This is a genomic window from Allocellulophaga tsushimaensis, from assembly GCF_055383085.1.
Genome location: NZ_AP039451.1, coordinates 2,293,506 through 2,317,560, shown reverse-complemented (window position 1 = coordinate 2,317,560; position 24,055 = coordinate 2,293,506). Strand labels below are relative to the sequence as shown.

At 31.5% G+C, this 24,055-nt stretch carries 13 protein-coding genes; 4 read left to right on the top strand and 9 right to left on the bottom strand.

The annotated features are described in order from the left end of the window. Positions 1-381 precede the first annotated feature (381 nt). Positions 382-1,215 (top strand): hypothetical protein, encoded by an 834-nt coding sequence (locus ACZ451_RS09860; protein WP_464211911.1) that lies wholly within the window; start codon positions 382-384, stop codon positions 1,213-1,215. Positions 1,216-1,569: 354 nt separating this feature from the next. Continuing rightward, the gene (locus ACZ451_RS09855; protein ID WP_464211909.1) at positions 1,570-1,983 is read left to right on the top strand and encodes a hypothetical protein; all 414 of its coding nucleotides are present in this window, start codon (positions 1,570-1,572) and stop codon (positions 1,981-1,983) included. 140 nt (positions 1,984-2,123) lie between these two features. Here ACZ451_RS09855 and ACZ451_RS09850 read toward each other — a convergent pair whose 3' ends face one another. The 9 genes from ACZ451_RS09850 to ACZ451_RS09810 all read right to left on the bottom strand — a co-directional run bounded on the left by ACZ451_RS09850 (position 2,124) and on the right by ACZ451_RS09810 (position 21,382). Then, positions 2,124-4,148, bottom strand: a complete 2,025-nt coding sequence (locus ACZ451_RS09850) for a six-hairpin glycosidase-like protein (protein WP_464211907.1) — start codon at positions 4,146-4,148, stop codon at positions 2,124-2,126. 66 nt (positions 4,149-4,214) lie between these two features. After that, the gene (locus ACZ451_RS09845; RefSeq protein WP_464211905.1) at positions 4,215-5,528 is read right to left on the bottom strand and encodes an MFS transporter; all 1,314 of its coding nucleotides are present in this window, start codon (positions 5,526-5,528) and stop codon (positions 4,215-4,217) included. A 96-nt stretch (positions 5,529-5,624) separates the two neighbouring features. Next, a complete protein-coding gene (locus ACZ451_RS09840; RefSeq protein WP_464211903.1) occupies positions 5,625-7,358 on the bottom strand; it encodes a glycoside hydrolase family 13 protein in 1,734 nt (577 codons plus the stop codon). Positions 7,359-7,640: 282 nt separating this feature from the next. Further along, positions 7,641-8,537, bottom strand: coding sequence for a GyrI-like domain-containing protein (locus ACZ451_RS09835; protein WP_464211901.1), 897 nt, complete (start codon positions 8,535-8,537; stop codon positions 7,641-7,643). Between the two features lie 27 nt (positions 8,538-8,564). Then, complete coding sequence (locus ACZ451_RS09830) at positions 8,565-9,893, bottom strand: vanadium-dependent haloperoxidase (RefSeq protein ID WP_464211899.1); 1,329 nt, start codon at positions 9,891-9,893, stop codon at positions 8,565-8,567. Between the two features lie 18 nt (positions 9,894-9,911). After that, entirely contained in the window at positions 9,912-13,157 is a 3,246-nt protein-coding gene (locus ACZ451_RS09825) for a VCBS repeat-containing protein (RefSeq protein ID WP_464211897.1), read from the bottom strand. Continuing rightward, positions 13,150-16,506 carry a VCBS repeat-containing protein gene (locus ACZ451_RS09820; protein WP_464211895.1) on the bottom strand — a complete coding sequence of 1,119 codons (3,357 nt, stop codon included), beginning with the start codon at positions 16,504-16,506 and terminating at the stop codon, positions 13,150-13,152. Before ACZ451_RS09820 ends, ACZ451_RS09825 begins: the two co-directional genes overlap by 8 nt. A gap of 188 nt (positions 16,507-16,694) precedes the next feature. Then, positions 16,695-18,284: a RagB/SusD family nutrient uptake outer membrane protein gene (locus tag ACZ451_RS09815; RefSeq protein WP_464211893.1), complete on the bottom strand. Its 1,590-nt coding sequence runs from the start codon at positions 18,282-18,284 to the stop codon at positions 16,695-16,697. A 41-nt stretch (positions 18,285-18,325) separates the two neighbouring features. Beyond that, positions 18,326-21,382, bottom strand: a complete 3,057-nt coding sequence (locus ACZ451_RS09810; RefSeq protein WP_464211891.1) for a SusC/RagA family TonB-linked outer membrane protein — start codon at positions 21,380-21,382, stop codon at positions 18,326-18,328. Between the two features lie 397 nt (positions 21,383-21,779). Between ACZ451_RS09810 and ACZ451_RS09805 the strand changes: the two genes are divergently transcribed. Both ACZ451_RS09805 and ACZ451_RS09800 read left to right on the top strand, forming a co-directional pair. Further along, positions 21,780-22,811 carry a LacI family DNA-binding transcriptional regulator gene (locus ACZ451_RS09805; RefSeq protein ID WP_464211889.1) on the top strand — a complete coding sequence of 344 codons (1,032 nt, stop codon included), beginning with the start codon at positions 21,780-21,782 and terminating at the stop codon, positions 22,809-22,811. A 107-nt stretch (positions 22,812-22,918) separates the two neighbouring features. Then, positions 22,919-23,944, top strand: coding sequence for a LacI family DNA-binding transcriptional regulator (locus ACZ451_RS09800; protein WP_464211887.1), 1,026 nt, complete (start codon positions 22,919-22,921; stop codon positions 23,942-23,944). Positions 23,945-24,055: the final 111 nt, after the last annotated feature.

The window sequence follows — 24,055 nt, the reverse complement described above, 5'->3', positions numbered from 1 at the left end:
TTATAAACGCTTTACATCACCTACTTTATAAACTTACTACAGCAAGTATATACAATACAGATATTTTAATTTCGTATTGTATTGCGTAAGTAATTCCTATAAAACAATATCATGGTTGAGCTTTGAAGTTAAAAACTCTGCTAAAAAAGAGATAAATTCTTCTTTTCTTATGATAAAAAACTGCTCAGAAAAGTTGCGTATATTACTTAAATTTAACTGCACTAATAAATCTCAACTATTTTTAATGTACTTAATACACACTATTCAAAATATATCAATAAGCATCGTATTTGTTATGTTTAATAGAAATGTGTATTTTGGTTTATGCTTTAAAATTAACTGCACAAATATATTTGTTGGGCATAACTAAAATGGATGCTAATGCAAAAAATAACCTTATTGTTTTTAATGGTATCAAGCGCTTTAGCTTACAGTCAGAATAAAGAAACTGACAAAATTCTGAATGAAGGAAAGTTACTTTTTAGATTAGAAAAAGGGTCTTGGTATGGAACCGATGATATGTTAGCGAGATTTAAAACTAAAAAGGATTCAATAGGCGGATATTTATCATATGAAAATGAAGAAAATAAAATCAATACCATTTTTTTTAGTCATTTTGATTCTAATAAAATATTAGTTAGATATGAGTTTGACAGTTTGCCAAAAATTAAACCAATTAAAATCGATTCAACTAACCATATAGCTTCTGATTTAGAAAAAAGCCTAATCAAAATTCGACAAGATGCTAAAAAAAGGGCATCTGTAAATGAAGATAAATTTTTCAGTTTCTATGAAAATACTGCGTTGAATTTTATCCCTGTTATTAATAAAAATGGTAGAAATGTTTTTGTTTTAACTGGTCCACAAATTTCAGGGATAGTATTAATTGGAAATGACTACAAACTGGACTACAATAAAAAAAATGAATTTGTAAAGAAAATGAAAATTCACAATTCAATTTTACAATTCCCATATACATCTAAAAACAAAGAAAACCCAACTGTTTCTACTTTTCATTCACACGTAGTTACCGAATATATTTCATCAACAGACATCTGTACTTTACTACTCTACAAAGACTATGTGGAATGGAATCAGCATATTGTAATCAATGAAAAAGAAGTATCAATATTTAATTTGGAGAAAGAATCATTATTTACAATGAAAAGAAAAGCTTGGGAAAAAATATATAATAACAAGAAAGATAAAAAATAATGCTGCCCCACAACAGTAACTTTTGAACAGCCTCCACTATGCGAAGTATATGTATGTTACACAAAAATTTAATACACCTGAATAGTTATTTTCTTAAGGCTTTTGTAGATGTTATTGCCCTTAAAACTCTGATTATGTTATGACTTTACATGAAGTATTTTTGTACTCGTTATCTTTTGTTACTATTTTAGATAATTAAACAAGGGTATATATGTAATATATCACAGGCATTTACTTTTTTTCACATCTATCGACTGAATTAAAATCAATTGGAAAAGATTTAAATTTTAGAAAGTTTAACGGAATAGTTGACATAGAAAAACAAGTGAAAAAATTATTAGAATAAAAATACTCATGAAATTCTACAGACCCTTTTTTTCTATAATTCTTATTCTTATACAACTACTACTATCTATACTGGCATATTTTGATCATATAAGGTATATAGAAAAAATAAAAACTGAAAATCTAGAGCTATGGGAATTAATTAGCTATAGAACTACCTATAACTACTTGTTTTTATTTGTTTTGATTATTGGAATTTATGAAATGACTACTAAACCGAGTTTATTTAAAATTTTGGCACGAGTATTTTTAGTTTGTATAATTCTTGGAACACAATTTTCTGAAAAAATCCAAATAAAAGACTTTTATTCTGGTGTGTATAATGCAGCTTGGTTCTCTGCGGTATTAGTATTTATCCTGATTTTAACCAGAATCGGAATAAATATTATATCTCGGAATAAAATAAAAAAAGCCATTAAGTAACAAAGAACTAAGTTTTTTTAACGCTGTTGAGCATACTGTGTGCCATACTAAAATTTTAATTTCGTATTGTATTGCGTAAGTAATTCCTATAAAACAATATCATGGTTGAGCTTCGAAGTTACAAACTTCGAAAAGTAAATTTAAAATTTTACCACTGCAGACATCCCTGGCTTTATTAACTTATTAAAAACGATAGTATGATCCGTTTTCATGACTTTGATCTTTATTTTTTCACCAAGCCTTTTCACTTCAATATTAAAATCTTCTCCAAAAGCTTTTATATTATTAAGCATCATATAATCCCAATCTTCAGGCAATTGTGGTGTGCATTTAAAACGTTTAAGTCCTTTAGGCACTATACCAAACAACCCTTCTGTAAATACTCTGCAATACAATCCACTTTCTGCTGACAAATGCGCCATATTCCCCTCTGGAAAAGCTTCTACCACATAAGGCACTCTATCACCCAACAAACGTTTTTCTGAAAAATCAATCAGTTTTTGCATGGATTGTTCTGTAGCACCTGCCAAAAATGTGCCTCTTAAAGCATAAAGCGTAGCTCTATCCCAAAATATCTTAGAAATCGCCTCGTTTTCTTCGTTATTCTCTACATGTAGCCCATTATCAGACCATAAACGCTCAAAAAGAGCTGTTGTAGTAGCCTCTTTCCTATCAAATAATTGTACTACTAAGGGCAAACATATCCAATGTCTTAGGTATTTATGCTCTTTATAATATTTATACGTCTGTAAACCCTTTATTTCAGTTCCAAAATAAGTCTCTATTGCAAACGCTAATGCTTTTGCCTGATTTTTATAGGTTATGAATTCTTTTTTAGGAATTCCTATCGCCTTTCCTAAGTCATGAGCCAAATGTAAAGCTCCATAATACAAACTAGAGGTAGCTAAATTTGCATTTCCTGTTGGGATGCGTCCTTCCATCTCATCAGATTCAGAAGTAACTACTCCATTTTCGTTGAGTTTACGGTTATTGTATTCTAAACACCAAGCAATTAATGGCCATAAACGCTTTGCTATTTCTTGATCTCCACGAGCAAGTGCAAATTGCGATGCTCCATAAGCAATCATGGCAGCATCTCCCCTATCCAAAGGATTTATAGGCGCATCTCCTTCTATTTCAAAAGAATATCTAATATTTTTATAGCTGTCATTAATTTCTTTGGAATAGATTTCAAACATATTGAGTGCAGCATCATTACCTGTTTTATATCCTAGGTAAGGAAAAAATGGATTTACATATTCTGCCTGATCATTTGCCCAAAAACCAACATAATAACGTCCACCACCTGGTGAATGGATTAATCCTAATTTAGATTCAAAAATACTTTCTGATGCCCTTATTTTAGAAAATTCGAATAAAGTATTTAAGGTTTTATTTGGTGTTTTTAAATTTAAAGTGCTTTTCATTTCATTTAAAAACGCTTTACGTTCTTTTAAAAAAATAGCATCCTTAATTTGTATTTCTTTTTCTTGGTTTAGTGTAGCAGATATGCCGATGGAAAAGGTATATGACTCACTGGGTTTTAAATTAATGTCTTGGTTTAAATTTGTGTTTACAAATGCTGTATACTTTCCTTTAACGCCATTAACTTCTTTTTGGATGCGTGTGCTACTCCCTTTTAATTTTATAGTATTGTTTGTGGTATTGGTAAACGTCCATTCTTCTATAAAAATACGTTCTGTGGTTGAAGGGAAAAAAGTTCTCGTTAATGCAATGCCATGAACTGGTTTGTGCTGAAACTGCAACATACCATCAATAACAACTTTATCAACTTCCCCAAGCGCATAAACCTTATGATCAACTACTATACTTGGTAAGATCTCATCTGTATATGTATTTTTAAAGTAAGCGCGATACTGTTTCCATTCTGGGTCATCTGTTTTTATAAAAGTCCTTAACTGTGGAAAAAAAATCTCTCGGGAGATGGATACTTTTTTATTTTCATCAATCTTATATGAAATAATACCCGCTACGCGTTTACCCGCCATTTCAATATTATCCTCATAAGGCACATTAGTAGTTTTAGAAAGATCTAAATAAATTTCATTTGCATGAGCAATATTCCAATGCTGCTCATTTTGAGCAAAAATGGATAGATTTAGTATCAAAAAAATAACTGCAGTTAGAAAATTTTTACTCGTCATTAGTCGCTTTTTCCATAGTTATGTGTCAATTATTTAAAGATACAAAAGAATAAACAACTTATTTTTTTATAAATGAGCACCAGTTTTTTGTTGCTTAAGTCGCATTGCTAAAATGCCTGCGATCACAAAGAATACACCAGCAAATAGCATTGCGTTTATGGCATTTCCCCCTAATACATACTCGTAAATTGGGCCAAAACTTAGCGTTTGTATAAACATTGGGATAACAATCATCATATTTAAAATACCCATATAAACACCTCTACGATCTTGCGGAACAATTTTAGATACCATGGTATAGGGTATCCCCATCATAGCAGCCCAACCAATTCCAAATAATACCATTGGTAAGAGTACCATAATAGGATCTGAAATATAGGGTATGGTAAATAAAGCAATTGCTGTACCTATTAAACTTAAAGCATATACTTTTTTACTTCCAAAACGGAGCGTTAAAGGTACTAAAGCAAGCGCAACTAACATTGTTACTGTATTATATGTTAAACTCATTTTTGCTGCTTGTGAGGCAGCTTCTGATGTTGAATACCCTAAAGTTAATTTAAATAGCGGTGTAGTAAACTGCCAATAGATAAACAATGCATACCATTGAAATAAATATACTGCCCCAATTTTCCACATAAATTTTGGCATCTCTTTTATAGCTTCTATAATTTCTAAAAAAGGTTTTATGATACGAGCGCCAAAAGACAAGCCTTTAATTTTATGTATTTCTTCTAATTCTTCATTCGAAGGTGGAATTTCAGGAGTTTTAAAAACCGACCATAAAATGGTAGTTAAAGATAAAAAAGCTCCAATATAAAAAGAATAATACAGCCATTGTGGAATAGCACCCGCTTCTTCTACAGATTCTCCACCAAACCAATATTGAAATAAAACAATAGAACCATTTGCTAATAAGATACCAGCACCAACAAATAAACTTTGCATTTGGTATCCTAAACTAAGTTGCTTTTCAGGTAATTTGTCTCCAACAAAAGCTCTGTAGGGCTCCATAGCCATATTGTTACCTACATCTAAAATCCACAATAAACCAACAGCAAACCAAAGCACAGGACTATACGGGAATATGAATAAACATACACTACCCAACAATGCTCCAATTAAAAAATAAGGTTTTCGTCTTCCCCAACGTGATGACCAGGTTTTATCTGACATGGCTCCAATAATAGGTTGTACAATTAACCCAGTTACTGGACCAGCAATATTGAGTATGGGCAACATTTCTTCTGGTGCTCCTAAATATAAAAAAATAGGATTTATAGCCGTTTGTTGTAAACCAAAACTATACTGAATACCTAAAAACCCAATATTCATATTAAAAATCTGCCAGAAAGATAATGTGGGTTTCTTTAGTTTCATGTTTAAGTTGGTTTGTTAGGTTTTAATGTACTGATAGAGTCTATAGCAATATACCTATTCTTTAATTAACGCTACTTCTTTAATTCAAAATCTTTATTATTTCAAAGAAACAATAACTGCCTGATAGGGTTTAAGGGTTATTATATCCTTAGCTATAGTTAAATCTTTGTAATTATTAATCTGTGTTTCTCCTATGGTTTTTATTTCTGCTAACTGAACTTTAGAATCGTGATCCATAAAATTTAAAAGCACTAACATTTTTTGGTCATCTAATGTTCTAGTATACGCGTAAACTTCTTTGTTTTCTGCATCTAATAATTGGTAATCGCCATACACTAAAACCTTATTATCTTTACGTATCCTAACCATTTTTCTAAAATGATTTAATATACTATTTGGGTCTTTATCTTGGATTGAAACATTTATTTCTTTATAGTTTTCGTTCATTTTTTTCCAAGGCGTTCCAGTAGTAAACCCTGCATTCTCCGTATCATCCCATTGCATTCCTGTACGAGCATTTTCACGAGAATAAAAGTTAAGATCTTTCATAAATTCTGTCATATCTTTCCCTTCAGATTGGGCTCTTTTATAATCTCCGATTGCAGCTACGTCTACATATTCTTCAATATTGGGCATATCAATATTGGTCATCCCAAGTTCGTCTCCATAATAGGTATACGGTGTTCCCCGCATACTAAGCATAAATGTATTTAACATTTGGGTAGAAACAGTTCTAAACGCTGGACTAGGATTCCCATATCTATTTACTAGTCTAGAATTATCATGATTAGAAAGAAAAATTGCCAGCCAACCATTTTCTTTAAATGAAGTATCCCATTTGGTAAAAACTTCTTTAAAATCTAAAAGTTCGTAGCCTTTACGTCCTTTGGAAATACCCATGCTTTCAAAATGATAAGCTACTTGAAGTTCTTTTCTATCTTCATCAACCAAATCATGTGCATCTTTAAAAGTGGTTCCAGCACCTTCTGCCACAGCAAATAAATTATAAGGCTCTATAACTTCTTTATACATTTCTTTTAAATAATCATGAAGTTGAGGCCTCATACCATACCATTTATTGAAATCTTTTTCGTGTCCTTTTGGCCATTCCGGAAAAGTAACATCTTTACTTGCATATTGAAAAGCATCTAATCTAAACCCATCTACACCTTTCTCTGCCCAAAATTTCATAATATCATACACTTCCTGACGTAATTTAGGGTTTTCCCAATTTAAATCTGGTTGTGCTTCAGCGAATGTATGGAGGTAATATGCATCTGTAGTTTCGTCATAATCCCAACCACCTTCTGGATCAAATAAGCTATGTCTGTATGGTGGTTTTCCTTTTTCTGCTGGCCACCAATGGTAATAATCTCGATAAGAGTTATCTCTTGAACTACGTGATTGTTTAAACCAGTCGTGCTCGTTACTACTATGGTTAACCACTACATCTAAAACAAATTTAATACCACGCTTTTTCATACCATCAAGCATTTCCTGAAAATCTTCCATAGTACCGTATCGTGGGTGTACCGATTTATAATTACTTACATCATATCCATTATCTACTAAGGGAGATTCAAAGAAAGGATTCATCCAAACCGAAGTAATTCCTAAACTTTCTAGATAATCTAATTTTTCTATAACTCCTTTAAAATCTCCAAATCCGTCTCCATTGGTATCTTTAAAACTTTGTGGGTAAATTTGGTATAGAACACCTTCTTTCCACCAAGCTGAATTATCTATTTTTTTTTCTGCTACATCTGTGGTTTTTTCTTTACAATTATTCATTAGTAATAGGGTTAATAGGGATAAAGCTATTTTTTTCATTTTTTTATAATTATATGTACTCATAATTGGTTACAACAATTTCTTGAATTATTAGCATAATTTGGCGTTTTTGGACTATAACCGTTAAATTTTTAAGCGAAATCGTTTTCGAAATGGTGTAGTGAATGTGCTTTATTACAAAAAAATAATTGCAATATTAATTTTCTATAGCAAATGATTGATTTAAAACAAATTACACCAATCAAGAAAAAATTTTTTAAAGAAAAAAGGCTTACTATTTCAAGATTTTTTAAAGGCTTATGAAATTTGATCTTTAATTGATTAGTCCGTTTTAATGGGTATGTAAACTTCTGTCTTCCATTCCAATTCATTACCGCCAAAATTTGGATTATTATGAAATACTTCTATTGGTTTAGGAGTTAGTTTTATATTATTCTTTTCAGCGTAATCTAACAAACGATACCAAGAACGATCGGATGTAGTATAATTACCATTGTAAACTGCTTTTAAAGAAGGTGCTATATTGAGTTGTTTATATTTAACAAGATCACTAACAGGCAAAGAATCTGATTTTATAATTGGATAACAAAAATTATAATGAACACTATCCGTTTTTATATCCCATTTAGTGACTTCAATCATAGGAGTGCCGTTTAATTTAATTCTATTAGACACTACAAAATTATTAAGCACACCATAGTTTTGCATAATTCCTTGTGCCTTATGCAATTGTGTACTTTTAACTGGAATATATGCACAATAGGTACTAGCCAAGCTATCTTTACCTATAATCTTTATCTTTATCTTTTTAAGATGCTGCTTTAGTTTTTCATTAAAATCTAATAGTAATCGTTTTGACGTTTTTTCAAAATTAGTTTCACTAAAAGGGCTCTTAATTTTATGACTTAGGCTATGGTTTACATCTTTTATATAAACTTTTACTTTAGTTGTAGAATCTGTAAGTGGCTCCAACTGCCAATTGTAATTGTAGGTAGAATCATTAATGGTGAAATTGTGTGATATATTTTGCAGATCTTCTTGTATGATCTCAACTGAAGGGTCTTGCGTTTTGCTCCACAATTTAATACTTTGATTAATGGTTCCAGGAAAAGTATTTACTTGGAGGGTAGCTAAATAATTATAGGGTTTTAGAAATAAATACCAACCAAGAAAGCCAATCACTACAATACTAAAAAATAATAAAATTTTCCGTTTCATATTTTATGTAAACCTTATTATACCTCATTATTTAGAGTTGTTCATCATTTTTAGATGATCTACCATAAAACTACCTAAGTCTCTTCCTTGCTTCACCCCAATTTCTACTGCTGCTCTATAATGAATACCGCCATACATTCTACTAATAGCTGCTTCATCTGCTGCGGCTGCAAAAGATTTAAAACTCCTTACCGGAAGACCATATCGTAATTCTGTATCATCATCAAAAGAAAAATTATCTCCAAAAATATTCGTTAACGCTACTGATGCTGCACCCGAAATTACAGAGTGTCCACTTACGTACTCTGGAAAAGGTGGTGTTTGTAAGATAGGTTTCCAATTCTCATCTAAATGCTCATTTATCAATGTTTCTGGTCTTACCAAATTACTTCTGTATTTTTCATCCCAACAGCTTATAAAAGCATCAAAAATAGCCATCGACGTTTTTGTATGGGCATAAACTGTCTTATCAAAATCGGAATTTGTTTTAGTAGCTGCTATTTTTGTAATACCGATCCAATGCGCACCTGGTGTTATTTTTTTAGTAGCAAACATTAGATGTCCTCTAGTTACGGAAACATATGGATTACAATCCCAAAATTGGGCAATTGCAACTTCTTGTGAGGTATCGCCTTCTTTTGTAATTTCATTACTAATATCATAGACTTCTTTTAGCTCTTTATAAAAATCAGATGCTATATCCATAGAAAATGCTGGTGGGGGTATTGGCTTAAATTGGTCTGCTGTATTGATGACAAAAGTTCTAATTTTATTCCAATGTGGTTCTATACCATCCATATAAGCAGGCGGTGTAGGCTGCCATCTAGATGGGTCATCTGCATTCACCGTAAATTTTGGCATTGTTCGTGTTTGCTTATAGTTATCTTTATCCATCCAGTTTGCAATATGCTGAGCAACTTTTAATCCATATGTCTTAGCTGCATTAAACTCAAGAGCATTTTTATGTTCCCATACTTGATATAAGCTATCTCTATAAACTTCTAATTTATCTTCAGAAAAAACAAGTCTTTTACTTAGATCTATATGAGCAATTAATGCTGCCAATTGATAATTTACTGGTTCCGAAGCTTTAGGAATACTTGTTAAACCATTAATTTGTTTCTCTAAAGTGGTATAGTCCTTATTTTGTTGGGCGATAATTTCATATGCTGCAATATTTGGATATACATATATTCTACTGGCAACTGGCGGCGAAAATATATCATGCACCATAATATCGGTTACTCTGTCTATAGTATTGTGATAATTTTGAGTAGAAACCACAATAGGCTCATCTTCACGGTTACATGATATTAAAATTAGTAAACTAAGTACTGTTATTAATTGTTTTCTCATTGTCTTACTAAAATTATTCTAATTTAATTTATAAACCTGTGCATCATCATTATTTATAGTGACTAATAAATAATTTTTATTATTTAAGATGATGATATTAAGATGTCTTACCGATTTCTGAGCAAAATCTAAGCCTAATTTGTTTCCTAAAATTACATCTTTTTCATTTTTAATCAAAGCACCTGAAAAAGAGTCAAATCTACCATGAAAAGGTTTCACGCCAAAATAATTACCAGCTGCTAAGACTTCATTTTTACCATTAGCATCAAAATCATATGCTAAGAAAGCAGTAATAGGTGATACTTGTAATTGAGGGATAAATGGAATAAAAATAAAATTACCATTTTCATTTTTTAGATAACCAGATGCTAATGTATTTACTTCTAACAATGTTGCTTTACGTAATTCTTTTTCATCAAAAATCTGCTCAACTGTTTTTCCAGCAAAACTTTTATAGCTAGGAAATTTTTTACGTAAACTTACTAATTGAGAAGAAAGTTCTTCTAATCCTAACAACGGGTAATATGCTCCTCCTTTTTCAGTACAAACAATAGTTTCTGTTTGGCTGTTGTTATCAAAATCGCCATAATACATTTTCATAGGACTTTGTTCAGAAGCTTTAAATTTAGAATTAGTGCCCCAATTGCCTAACATATAATCTAGATCACCATCACCATCAATATCAAATGGAGTTATAACCTGCCAAAGCCCTGTTATTTTTTTATCTAAAGGTGTTACTTCTGTTAACTTACCCTTACTGTTCTTAAAGAATTTTGGTTGCATCCATTCTCCTACAATGATAAGGTCTTTTATTCCGTCTGCATCAAAATCGCTCCAAATAGCGTCTGTAATCATACCGGTATTTTGTAATTCTGGATTTTCGAGTATAGAAAACCTACCTCCTTCATTTTTTAAAATGTATGAATTAGGCATTTTTCCAAAATCATTGGATACTGCATTACTGGCTACAAAAAGATCTAAGTCTCCATCTCCATCAAAATCATTTTCTCTAATAGTAGAAACATTTTCAAAAGAGTCTGGGAGTTTTGATGATTCAAAAATAGAATCATTATTAATATAATAACTATTTAATAGTGGCTTCATTTTATTATAAAAATCTGCACCGCCAGATCCAACAAACAAATCCTTTTTACCATCACTATTAAAATCCGAAATAATGGCTGAGACATCTTCCTTAATAGAATCTTTTGCAATGGAAGCAATTCTTTTCTCTATAAAAGCACTGTCTTTTTGTACATAAATCTTGGATGGTTTATATTTTGATCCTCCAAAGAAAATATCATCCATACCATCATTATCAATATCTCCTATGGAAATGGCTGGCCCGCGATCTGAAATTTGATATGGTATTAATTTTTGCCTATTGAAATCTACATAATTGTCTTCTATATGCTTAAAATTAATACCTAAATTATTTTCAACTTTCTTAAAGATCTTTTCTTTTTTAGGTTGTAATAACTCATAATTAAATGGTTTAGTATTATTTGGCGAAAGTACCAATGTCTGATTTACTGCAACATCGGTTAGCAATTGATATGTTTTATTGGGCCAAATAATTTTAATAGAATCTACTTTTTTAATGTTTCCATAACCAAAATGGATCATGGGTTCAGATGAAGATTGAAAACCTCTTACGGTATATAATTCTTTATATTGAAGTTTAGCATTGTCATGATACGCATATACTTTTGTACCAATTCCGAAAGGATTAGGATGTGTATATTTAAATTTAATTTTTAAATAATTTGAGGCATCATCTGTTTTATTAATATAAAGCGCAGCTTGGTTATTAATATTATTCACAACCAAATCAATATCGCCATCATTATCAAAATCTCCTATTGCAGTAGCACCAGATGTTAAGGTATCTTTTACAATCCAATTAGTAGACTTATCCTCAAATACTAATTCTTTAGTTCCTTTAAAAATATAATTATGTGTTGCGCCAGAAGGCATCATATCTAATGCTTGTTGGTCTATTAATTTTGTATTATTCAGTTTTTTATGAATCTGTTCGTTAGATACAAAATTGATATAATCTAGATCATTTGGTCTTTTTGGAATGCCATTGGAAATAAAAATATCTTGCTCACCATCTTGATTGTAATCTGCAAAAATCCCACTCCAACTCCAATCTGTAGCAGCAATACCACTTTGCAATGCTACCTCGGTATAATTGCTATTTTGTTGATTGATATATAACATATTTCTTGTAAACTGATAATGGTACCCATATCTTTCTGTTCGTAACTTTTGAGTTTGAACATTATCATCACCAGCAGAAGACTTTAATACGTTTTCATTTTCAGGTAGCATATCTAAGGATAAAATATCTAACCAACCGTCATGATTTAAATCGGCAACATCATTACCCATAGAAAAACGGCTAGTATGGCTAAAATAGGTCTTTAAACTCTCCGTAAAAGTGCCATCTCCATTATTTAAATAGTAATAGTCATCTTCATGAAAATCATTACCTATATAAAGATCTGGATACCCATCTTGATTAAAATCTGCAACAGCTATTCCTAATCCATAACCATTTAAACCGCCATAAATCCCTGCTTCTTCGCTTACATCTGTAAATTTAGCACCATCATTACGCATTAATTTATCTCCCGTTTGATAATTTCTTTTTTCGCGTAAATCTGCTCTACCAAAAGACTCTTGTGTATGCACCGCATGGTTTAAGATATACATATCCAAATCGCCATCTAAATCATAATCTAAAAAAGCTGCAGATGAGCTGTAGGAGTCAAAATCTAATCCGTATGCAGCAGAACGCTCTGTAAAAGTTAAATCCCCATTATTAATATACAATTCATTATAACCATCAAACCCCTTGATACCCACTACAGCACATACATAAATATCTAACAAACCATCTCCATTAACGTCTCCCATAATAGTTCCTGTATTCCAGCTACTATTTCCTGCTATCCCTGCCTTATCGGTAATGTCTTCAAATTTTAAATTCCCTTTGTTTAGGTATAATTTATTCTGTACTTGATTTCCAGTAAAAAAAATATCTGGCAAATCATCATTATTAATATCACCAACGGCAACACCACCTCCATTATAAAAATAGAGGTAATCTAAAATATTTAAGTCTTCTTTTCCTGTAAGTGTATTTTGAAAAGTAATGCCAGTTTCTTTTAAAGTTGGGTTTTTAAATAAATCACCTTCTTTACTACATGCCAGGAATACTATAGCAATTAGAACAACTATTATTTGTTTATTCATTTATAGAAAATACCTTAGGTTTATCATTATTAATAGCAGTAATGATATAACTTTTACCATTTTTATCTTTAAACTCCTTTATGTGTTTGATTTCATTTTTAATAAAAAAACCGCTTTCATCATAAGTCTGCCAACTAAAGCCAAGCTTTCCATCATTTATTAAGACGCTTCCGTAATTGGCATCTAAACGAGAGTATTGCGGCTTAAATTCAAAATTATTCCCTCCCATAATAATATCTAAATTCCCGTCTTTATTTACATCAACACAGGTAATACCACATACACAAGACAACTGAACTCTACTTGGTAATTTTTGAATTGTAAACTTACCATCTCCTTCATTAAGGGCAATAACACTTTCGGCAATAGTTGCTTTTTTCACAATTGACTTTTCTATTATTTCTTTAGGAAATAATTCATCAATTGGTCTTTTTGCATATTCAGAAGCTTTTAAATTTTGTTTTTTTAAAGAGACTAATTGACTTGTTAGCTCCTTTTTCATATGAATTGGATAGTCTTTACCATCAAAATCTCTTGTAACGATTTGCTCTATAGTACCATTATTATCAAAATCATTGATCCAAATTTTCATTGGGTTTGTTTCTGATGTTTTATAAGCAGTATTACTACCTTGATTACCAATGATTAAATCTTGATCACCATCATTATCTAAATCTGCGGTTTCAATAGTATTCCACCAACCGTGAAGACTATCTAAATCTGAAGAAAAATGAGATAATCTTCTTCCAGAATTTTTATAAACAGTTGGCACACCCCAATCTGATACGGTAATTAAATCCTTCTTGTTATCACCATTAACATCGGCCCAAACAGCATTAGTAATCATCCCTGCATCTTTTAGCACATATCCAACACGTTCCGTAGCATTGATAAAAGTGCCGTCTCCATTATTTTCTAAAAACAAATGATCTGGATTTATACCATAGGTACTAACAACACTCCTAGATCCAATAAAAACATCTATATCTCCATCACTATCAAAATCATAAGGTGCAATAATTGAGCTGTTCTTATACACTGAAGGTATTTTAGTATTAGATTTTTTAAAATTTCCTTTACCATCATTCAAATATAATCTGGTTTTATAGGTTTTTTCTTCACCAAATTGATTCCCTCCTGAGCCAATCATTAAATCGATATCTCCATCATTATCTACATCAAAAAAGGCAGCTGCTGTATCTTCAAAATTTTTATCTGAGTCCAATATTTTTTGAGGTATTTCTCTAAGGTTTCCATTCCCTTCATTTAAGTAAATAGTACCTGCCTGTCCTTTTGCCCCACCAATAAAAACATCTTCATTACCATCATTATTCACATCTGCTACTGAAAGCGCTGGGCCTTCTTGCGAAAGCATATTAGAAATTAAACCTTCGTTATCAAAATCATTATAATTATTTTCTTTATGGGCTATTGCGTCAATAGCAAGTTCTTTAAGCAAGGTGTTTTTTGTTTCTTTTTTTACTGGAATATAGGTTTCTTCTGCATCAATTCTCTTTAAAAGAATTTGCTGATTTGCTATAATATTGGTAAGTTTTTGAGTAGCATCATCTGGCCATATTACTCTTATAGAATCAATGGTTTTAGAATTTCCTAAACCTATTGTCATTACATGATCCATTGAAGATTGAAAGCCACGGGATGTAATGAGTTCTTGAAACACTATATTATTTTCATGATATAACTTTACTGAAGTACCCAGCGCAAATCTATTTCTTTCATCGCCTTCAAATTTGAGTTTTATATAATTATGATTGGTAAGTTTCTCTGCATTATTACGGTACAAGAAAGATTCCATATTTACATTATTAACTACTAAGTCTAAATCTCCATCATTATCTAAATCTCCATATGCTGCCCCGTTTGAAAGGCTAGGGATTTCTAAACCCCAATTGCTTGTTTCGTTACTGAAAGTAATATCATGTTTGTTTTTATATGCATAATTTGTTTGGGGTGCAATTGGCATTTTATTGAGTATAGAATCAATAGCTTCTTTTTTACCTGTGAGTGCCATTTTCTGAATAATATCATTGGCAAAAAAATCAATAAAATCAAGGTCTGTTAAATCATGATTAACGCCATTGGTAATATAGATATCTCTAAACCCGTCGTTATCCATATCAAACAATAAACCTGCCCAGCTCCAATCTGTAGCCTCAACGCCACTAAAATTTGCTATTTCTGAAAACGAGCCATTACCATTATTTAATTGTAATGTATTCTGTATGTATTGCTGATAAAAATCTTTACTTTGTTTTAATTTAAAGATATTATAGCCTTCAAAAGTCATTACAGATTTAACACGTTGATCTCCTTCTGGTAGCATATCTGTAATAAAAATATCTGCATTACCATCGTTATTAATATCAGCCATATCAATTCCCATAGCCGAGAGACTTAAGTGCGATGTCCAATTTTTTATATCCTCTTTAAAAGTGCCATCCTGGTTATTGATATATAAATAATCTCGTTCATAGAAATCATTAGACACATAGATATCTGGATACAAATCATTATTAATATCACTTATCATTACACCCAATCCAAATCCGATAAGGCTGCCATAAATACCAGCTTTCTCACTTACATCAGTAAACGTACCATTATCATTACGTAGCAACATATCACCAACCCCTCTAAAAATTTCGGGTACTCCTTCCCAATCTTGCGCTCTAACATGCCGTTGTTCAGCATAACCTAAACTACTTACAGGAATATTACTATTATTTAAAATATAGGCATCTAAATCTCCATCTTTATCATAATCAAAAAAAGTAGCATGAGTGCTAAAACCTGTTTTTGCTAAATTATATTCTGCTGCTTTTTCAGTAAAAGTAAGATCACCATTATTAATATACAGATCATTATCATGGTTATTCCCTTTTAAATTACCTGCATTACTAACATAAATATCCAATAATCCATCTTGGTTAATGTCTACCATATTAACACCTGTAGACCAAGGTTTATTCCCTTCAATACCTGCTTTTTCAGAAATATCTTCGAACTTTAAATTACCTTTATTTAAAAATAATTTATTAGGTTTCATGTTACCTGTTAAATAAATATCAGGTAATCCATCATTATTAATATCGCCTATAGCTACACCACCGCCATTATAAAAATTACGATACATAAAAATATTAAAGTCATTCTGATTGATAACTTCATTCAAGAATTTCATACCAGTATCCTCAGAACTTAGTAAACTGAATAGTTTTAATTCGCTATCAATTGGTGGAGTTACTTTCTTTTCTGTTTTGTCACATCCAGATACTAGGAGTACTACCAACATTAAATATAAAATTGGTATGTGTTGTGATATTTTCATTAATAGTTACGTATTTAATAAAAATTACAAAGTGGCTATAATAACATTCAAATCTACTCAAATGTTCTAAGTTTCATAAACAAATGAGTAAAAATCTATTAACAAGTTAACATTAAAAAAACGTCTTTAACACAAATCGTTAAAGACGTTTTTCACTAACTCTAATAATTAATAATAATTAGGATAAATTAATATCCGGGGTTCTGTACTAGGTTTGGATTAGCCAAAACATCAGCTATTGGTATTGGAAAAATCTCTCTAGTACTATCTGTAGCATCTTTAAGGTTCCATGCTCTAGTAAATTGACCAAATCTAATTAAGTCTTGTCTTCTTGTTAATTCTGCGTACATTTCTCTACCTCTTTCAGCCAATAAATCAGCCTCAGTAATGCCAGCCAGAGCTGAAGCTCCTCTTACAGTTCTTAAATTATTAATCATTGCTAAAGGATCTGCTCCCATTCTAAACATAGCCTCTGCCTTCATTAAATACGCATCAGCATATCTATATTTAACAACATGCGCTCTTTGAGACCCTCCTTCTTCATTTGGATGATATTTTAACATTCTAGTACCGTCCGTTTCTAATATAGCATTGTCTGCAGGAGCAGTGTATTCAGCGTTTGTAACTTCTTTAGTAAAAACTAAAGGAACGCCATCTACATTATCTCTTGCATTTAATGGAGTACCGTCTTCTTCAAATTGTTGACCGATTAAAAAACCGTAACCAATTCCTAAGTTTTCAGAATTTGCTGTTGTAGCATCAGGCACCCAACCTCTTCGTTCTTCTTGGCCATCACCTACATAATTAGTATCAGGATCTCCTTCAAATGATTGATAAAATTCTGACAGTGTAGCGAAACCATTCCATCCACCACCTCCATTATCTGGAGAATTAAGATTGTAATGTAATGTATTCCAAGTTCTTTGTCCAGCATCACCTGGAGACCACCAGATGGTTTCTACATCATTGCTTGGTCTAAAGATATCAAAGAAATCACCAGAAGCGGCTAATGCATAGTTATCCGCTTCAATAGCATCTACTGCATCTATAACCACTTGCATGTCCGCTGCTTCAGCAGTAGTTCCTAAATATACATGCTTATTTAAATGTACTCTTGCTAATAAATGTCTAGCAGCAGCCTTGCTAGGTGATGATTTTAAAACAATATCATCATTAACAGAAATCGTTGGGAGCCCTGCAATGGCATCATTCAAATCAGCCACAATAAAATCTATAGCAGCCTGTCCTGTAAGTACTTCTGGAATGGCACTATTTGGTAGATCTACATCTCTAAAAGGGACTTGTCTATACATGTCTAAGATCCAATGCATGGCCCAAGCTCTGTAAAAACTAGCAGCAGCTTTTAGTTCTGTTATGTCGCCTTCACTAGTATTTACGCTTTTGTCATTTAAAATACTTGTAGTATTAATAGTAATACTATTTAATTGCTGCCAAGCAAGAATAACATCAGAAAGCTCTGCATTCCATGTATGTTGATGCATTGCTAACCATCTACCATTATCTCCCCAATCGGTACCTCTAGTAGCGACTACATATTCGTCTGAAGATACTTCATTTAAACCATATAGACCTCCAACGTTTGCCAAATCTCCTCCGGCAATAATATTAGAGACATTTGCAACTTCTCCTTTAATATCTGCAACACCTGCAAAACCATCTGTTATTAATGAATCTGTTGCTTCTATTTCCAAATCAGTACATGAAAAGACCACAGAAATTAAAAGCATTAAACATAAATAATTTGTTATTTTTTTCATAATTATATTTTTTATTTTTTTTCTATAAGATAACATTTTTTTTAAAAAGTAACATTAATTCCTAAAGTATAGGTTCTTGGTCTAGGGTAAGACAGGTAGTCTATAGAAGCAGATGGTAAGCCATTTGCTGGTATATTAGAAGTACTTATTTCTGGATCTAAGCCATTATATCCTGTAATTAAAAATAAATTCTGACCAGTTAAACTAAAACGCATATTTTTAAAGACTCCATCTCCACTCAAGGGCAAGTTATACGATAGTGAAGCTGTTTGAAGGCGAACAAAATCTCCTTTTTCTAAAAAGAAGGTACTTGGATTTGTTGATGATAAAGTTATATCATTGTCTACAACACTTGTTCTATTATTTCTACTCCCTATTTGAGGTGATGCAAAAAGTGCATTATCAGTATTGTTATATACATAGTGACCAAATTGACCACTAAAAATTACAGAGGCATCCCAATTTTTATAGGAAGCACTTGTAGAGAATCCTGTTGTAATATCAGGAAGACCAGATTGATCGAGTATAGTAGGATCTGTTTCTACATTAAAATCTTCATCTACCAGACGTAAATTATACGTAAATAATGACTGTCCGTTTGTGAAAATTTGAGTAGTAGCTCCTGTTAACCCTTGACCAAATAAATTACCTGCCTGTAAATTTGGGCCATCATACTCAGTAATCTCATTTTGATTAAAAGCAATATTAAAGTTTGCATTCCAAGTAACATTATCAGAACGAACAATATCATAATCTAGTCCTAATTCCACTCCTTGATTTACAACTATAGCATCAACATTTTGAAAATTAAAAGCTACATTAGCAGGTTGAACAGCAGGTAAATTTAATAAGATATCACTAGTCTCTTTTCTATAAAAATCAATAGTACCATTAAAACGATCATTGCCAAAACCAAAATCTATCCCTAATCCATATTGAGCAGTGCTTTCCCATTTAAGATCTGCATTTGCAAATGCTACATTAGAACTTGCAGGAGTACTTAACAGCGAACCAACATTAATCCCTAAGGCATTCCATCTTGTTCTATTTACAAATTGACCAAAACCAAGGCCATCTTGATTACCTGTTATACCCCAATTTAATCGTAATTTAAGCGTAGAAAAAGTCTCTCCTACAAAATCTTCTTCATTTAATTTCCAAGCAAAAGCAGCTGAAGGAAAATATCCGTACTGATTGTTTTCTCCAAATCTTGAGGATCCATCCGCTCTTAAGGTTGCTGTAAATAAATATTTATCAGAAATAGTATAATTAACTCTTCCGAAAAAAGATTGTAATTCGTCTGTATTATCAAAAGTATCTACAGAAAGTGCATTTATAAATAGTTCAGGCACAGGTAAATTTCTTGAATTCAGATTAGGAAACAAATCTAATGCTCTAAACTGTCTCCCAGCATCACCTTCGCCAGTAATTTCACCAATACCATAGCCTTGTGCATTACCAACTAGATCTCTTGTGGTATTAAAAGCAGCTTCTAATGTGTTTGTTATTCTACTCAAACTACGAGAACCAAAACCTTGTCCTACTATGTTCTGACCCTCTCTTTGAAAATCTTGGAAAGAATACCCTACTAAAGCTTCTAATTTAGAATTTTCAAATTCTGTATTATAATTCAATGTAAATTCTAATAGATTACTATTTGCATCTAAATTACTGATAGCAGCACGTCCATTATTTTCTGCTCCATTACCTAAAGAAAGGATTTGAGGCCCAGCAACTTGGGCTCTTGAAGATGTAGAAGTATCTAAGCCTAAAGTTAACTTTGCAGAAAGTTCACTAGTAATAGCATAATCTAAAGACAAATTCCCTAAAAACCTATTTGTATTTGTATTGTCATCATAATATTCTAGTAAATTTGCAGGATTCCTGTCAGGAGAAGTGTCAAAATCAGGATTAGCCGCTAAAGTTGGATTAGAATAATAAGCCGCAGCTAATAAATCTCCATTACTCCCAGCTGTTCTACTTATAAAAGGAACTCTATCATTAATTCTTGAAATAGTTCCTTGAAAACCAACTTTTAACTTATCATCAAAAAATCTTTGATTTACATTTACTCTACCTGTAACACGTTCTAAATCTGTATTTTCTATAATACCAAACTGCTTACCATAACCGAACGTTGCTCTAATGTTTCCTGATCCATAATTCAAAGAATAAGATAAATTATTATCTGTAGATGCGGCTGTTCTAAAAATAAAATCTTGCCAATCTGTAGCACCTCCAAGATCAGCACCACCTCTGTCTATAAATTCTTGAGTTGGTAATAAATCTAATTGATTTCTAACAGAAGCTATATTAAGATTAGTTCCAAAATTCCATTGTCCTTTTGAACCTCCTCCTTTTCCAGATTTTGTAGTAATCACAACTACTCCATTTGCTCCCCTAGAACCGTAAATAGCAGTAGCAGAGGCATCTTTTAAGATACTCATACTTTCTATATCGTTGGGGTTTAAGAAGTTTAGTGGATTTCTAGAACCACTAGTACCTACACCAACATCTGCTCCCGTTGCAGAAACATTATCGTTTGATACCGGCACACCATCAACTACAAATAATGGGCTATTATTTGCTCTAACAGAGCTTGTACCTCTAATTCTTAAGGCTACACCAGCTCCTGGCTCACCGCTTGACTGAGAGATTTGAACACCCGCGGTTTTACCTTGTATTAATTGCTCTGGAGAACTAATAACGCCTTGATTAAAATCTTTAGCAGTCACAACAGCAACTGAACCTGTAGCATCTTTAATAGTTGTAGTACCATAACCTAGAACTACCACTTCATCTAATTGATCCGCATCTTCTTCAAGTGTAACATTAATTGTAGTTCCGTTTACTGTAACTTCTTGGGTTGAATACCCCAAGTAAGAAAATACTAGTGTATCTCCATTTTTGGCATTAATTTGGTAATTCCCATCAAAATCTGTTACTGTTCCAACTGATGTTCCTTTTACCAAAACATTTACACCTGGTAATGGACCAGATGTATCAGAAACAGTTCCTGATACTGATTGAGCATAAACGACGCTCCCACCTAATAAAAGGAAGAAAAAAATCATTTTTTTAAGTAGTTTGTTTTTCATTTCTAATTGAGTTTTAATATTTGAGTTTGAGTATTAAGTTTATTGTCTATTAATTCATAATTATATATACATTGTGATTTTCCACAATCATAAATTAACAGTTATTTAACGAAGATTTGTTTTTTTTAATGGTTGGCAAAAAAAAATAAACAAAAAAGTCTATAATAGCACCGAAAACGTTTTCGAAATTTATCATTTTCTTAATTTTTGGGTGTTTTTTTAAAAATATCTCTTTTTAATAATGCTTAAATTATTAAATTATATTTTTCGCCTAATTCTTTAGGTTTATTATTCATACTTTAGATTGGAAATTAAAAAGGCAGATTATACCATTATACAGGTATTTTAGTTAAACATATTTTTAATAAAATTTAATTTTCTTGACTAGAAAAATAGCATGGAAAAAGTTACATTAAAAGCACTTGCTCATATTTTAGGCTTATCAACTTCAACAGTTTCTAAAGCTTTAAAAGATTATCACGATATCAGTCCAGAAACTAAATTTAGGGTTCAAGAATTGGCTAAAAAATTAAACTATACTCCAAACGTATTTGCACAAAGTTTAAGAAGTCATGAAACTAAAATTATAGGGCTTCTCGTTCCAGATTTAGTACATCATTTTTTTTCTAATATAATTAATGGAATTATTAATGAAGCTGAAAAACATGGCTATTTGGTTATTGTTCTTCAATCTAATGAATCCTATGAAGAAGAAATAAAACAATTGAAATTACTTGTCGACAAAAATATAGATGGTATTTTACTATCATTATCAGATAAAACCGTAAAATATGACCATATCAATGATATTATTAAAAAAGGCATGCCTGTTGTTTTATTCGATAAAATTTCTCGATTAATTGACTGTTCTAAGGTTATCATTGATGATAGAAAAGCGGCATTTAATGCTACAGAACATCTTATTAAAACTGGTTGTAAAAAAATTGCTCACATTACTGGTCCTTTAAAACCCAAAACAACTATTGATCGTTACATGGGTTATAAAATAGCACTTGAAAAGTATCATATACCATTTGATAAATCTTTAATTTACACTAGTGAAAATCTTTCTTTTGACGATGGTTATCATTTAGCAAACCAAATGATGGATGAACACCTTGATATCGATGGTGTTTTTGGCTTTATAGACCCCGTAGCTATTGGAGCACTACAAGCGTTTAATGAGCAAAAAATAAAAGTACCTGAACAGGTTTCTGTTATTGGTTTTAGCAATTGGTTTATGTCTAAGACCACTACCCCATCTTTAACAACTATTAACCAACCTGCTTACGAAATAGGAAAAAAAGCGTTTGAACTTCTTTTAGATAATTTAAAACAAATTAAAGAGGGTAAGGCTGCAACCTATAAGACCATTGAAGTTGCAACAAATATTGTTTACAGAAATTCTACAAAAGCTATTAAAATTTAAATAGTAATCACATAGCTTTACTTTATATTTATAATTCCTAATTTAGATCTATTTAAATTGAAAAGATTTTTAATAAATTTTAAGTTTCTACAACTGGAACATTAGTTATGCAAAAAGTTACATTAAAAGCACTTGCTAAAATTTTAGGGCTATCAACTTCAACGGTTTCTAAAGCCTTAAAAGATTACCATGATGTTAGTGCAGAAACGAAATTAAAAGTTAAAAATTTAGCAGAAAAGCTTAACTATACTCCTAATGTATTTGCCCAGAGTCTAAGAAGTCATGAAACTAAAATTATAGGACTTTTGGTACCTAATTTGGTACATCACTTTTTTTCTAATATCATTAACGGAGTTATTCAGCAGGCCGAGAAACATGGTTATTTGGTTATTGTAGTGCAGTCTAACGAATCTTATGAAGATGAAATAAAACAATTAGAATTACTAGTTAACAAAAATATTGATGGTATTTTACTAGGCTTATCTAACGCAACAGAAAAATACAATCATATTAACGATATCATCAAAAAGGGGATGCCTGTTGTTTTGTTTGATAAAATATCTCGATTGGTGGATTGCTCTAGGGTGATCATTGATGATAGAAAGGCTGCATTTAATGCTACGGAACACCTTATTAAAACAGGTTGTAAAAAAATAGCTCATATTACAGGCCCATTAAATCCTAAAACCACTATTGATCGTTATATGGGATATAAAATAGCCCTTGAAAAATATAATATGCCATTTGATAAGTCTTTAATTTATAATGGAGAGAAATTTTCTTTTGAAGACGGTTATAATTTAGCAAACCAAATGATGAACGAACACCCTGATGTTGATGGTGTTTTTGGTTTTACTGATCTTTTGGCTATTGGAGCATTAGAAGCTTTTAAAGAACGAAAAATAAAAGTTCCAGAACAAGTTTCTGTAATAGGTTTTAGCAATTGGTTTATGTCTAAAACTACTACTCCCTCTTTAACTACTATCAATCAACCAGCACATGAAATAGGAAAAAAAGCATTTGAACTCCTTTTAGATAATCTAAGTCAAATTAGAGATGGTATGGATGTTACATATGAAACTATTGAAATCCCAACAAGTATTATCCATAGAAATTCTACAAGAAATAGTTAAGCTTAAACTCTAACGAGAGCAATTAATTCATTTTGAATAGTATACAGCAGTCATTTAAAGTTTCGTTTAATATGTGATGCCATTATAATTTTTATATAGTAGCAAAAAAGT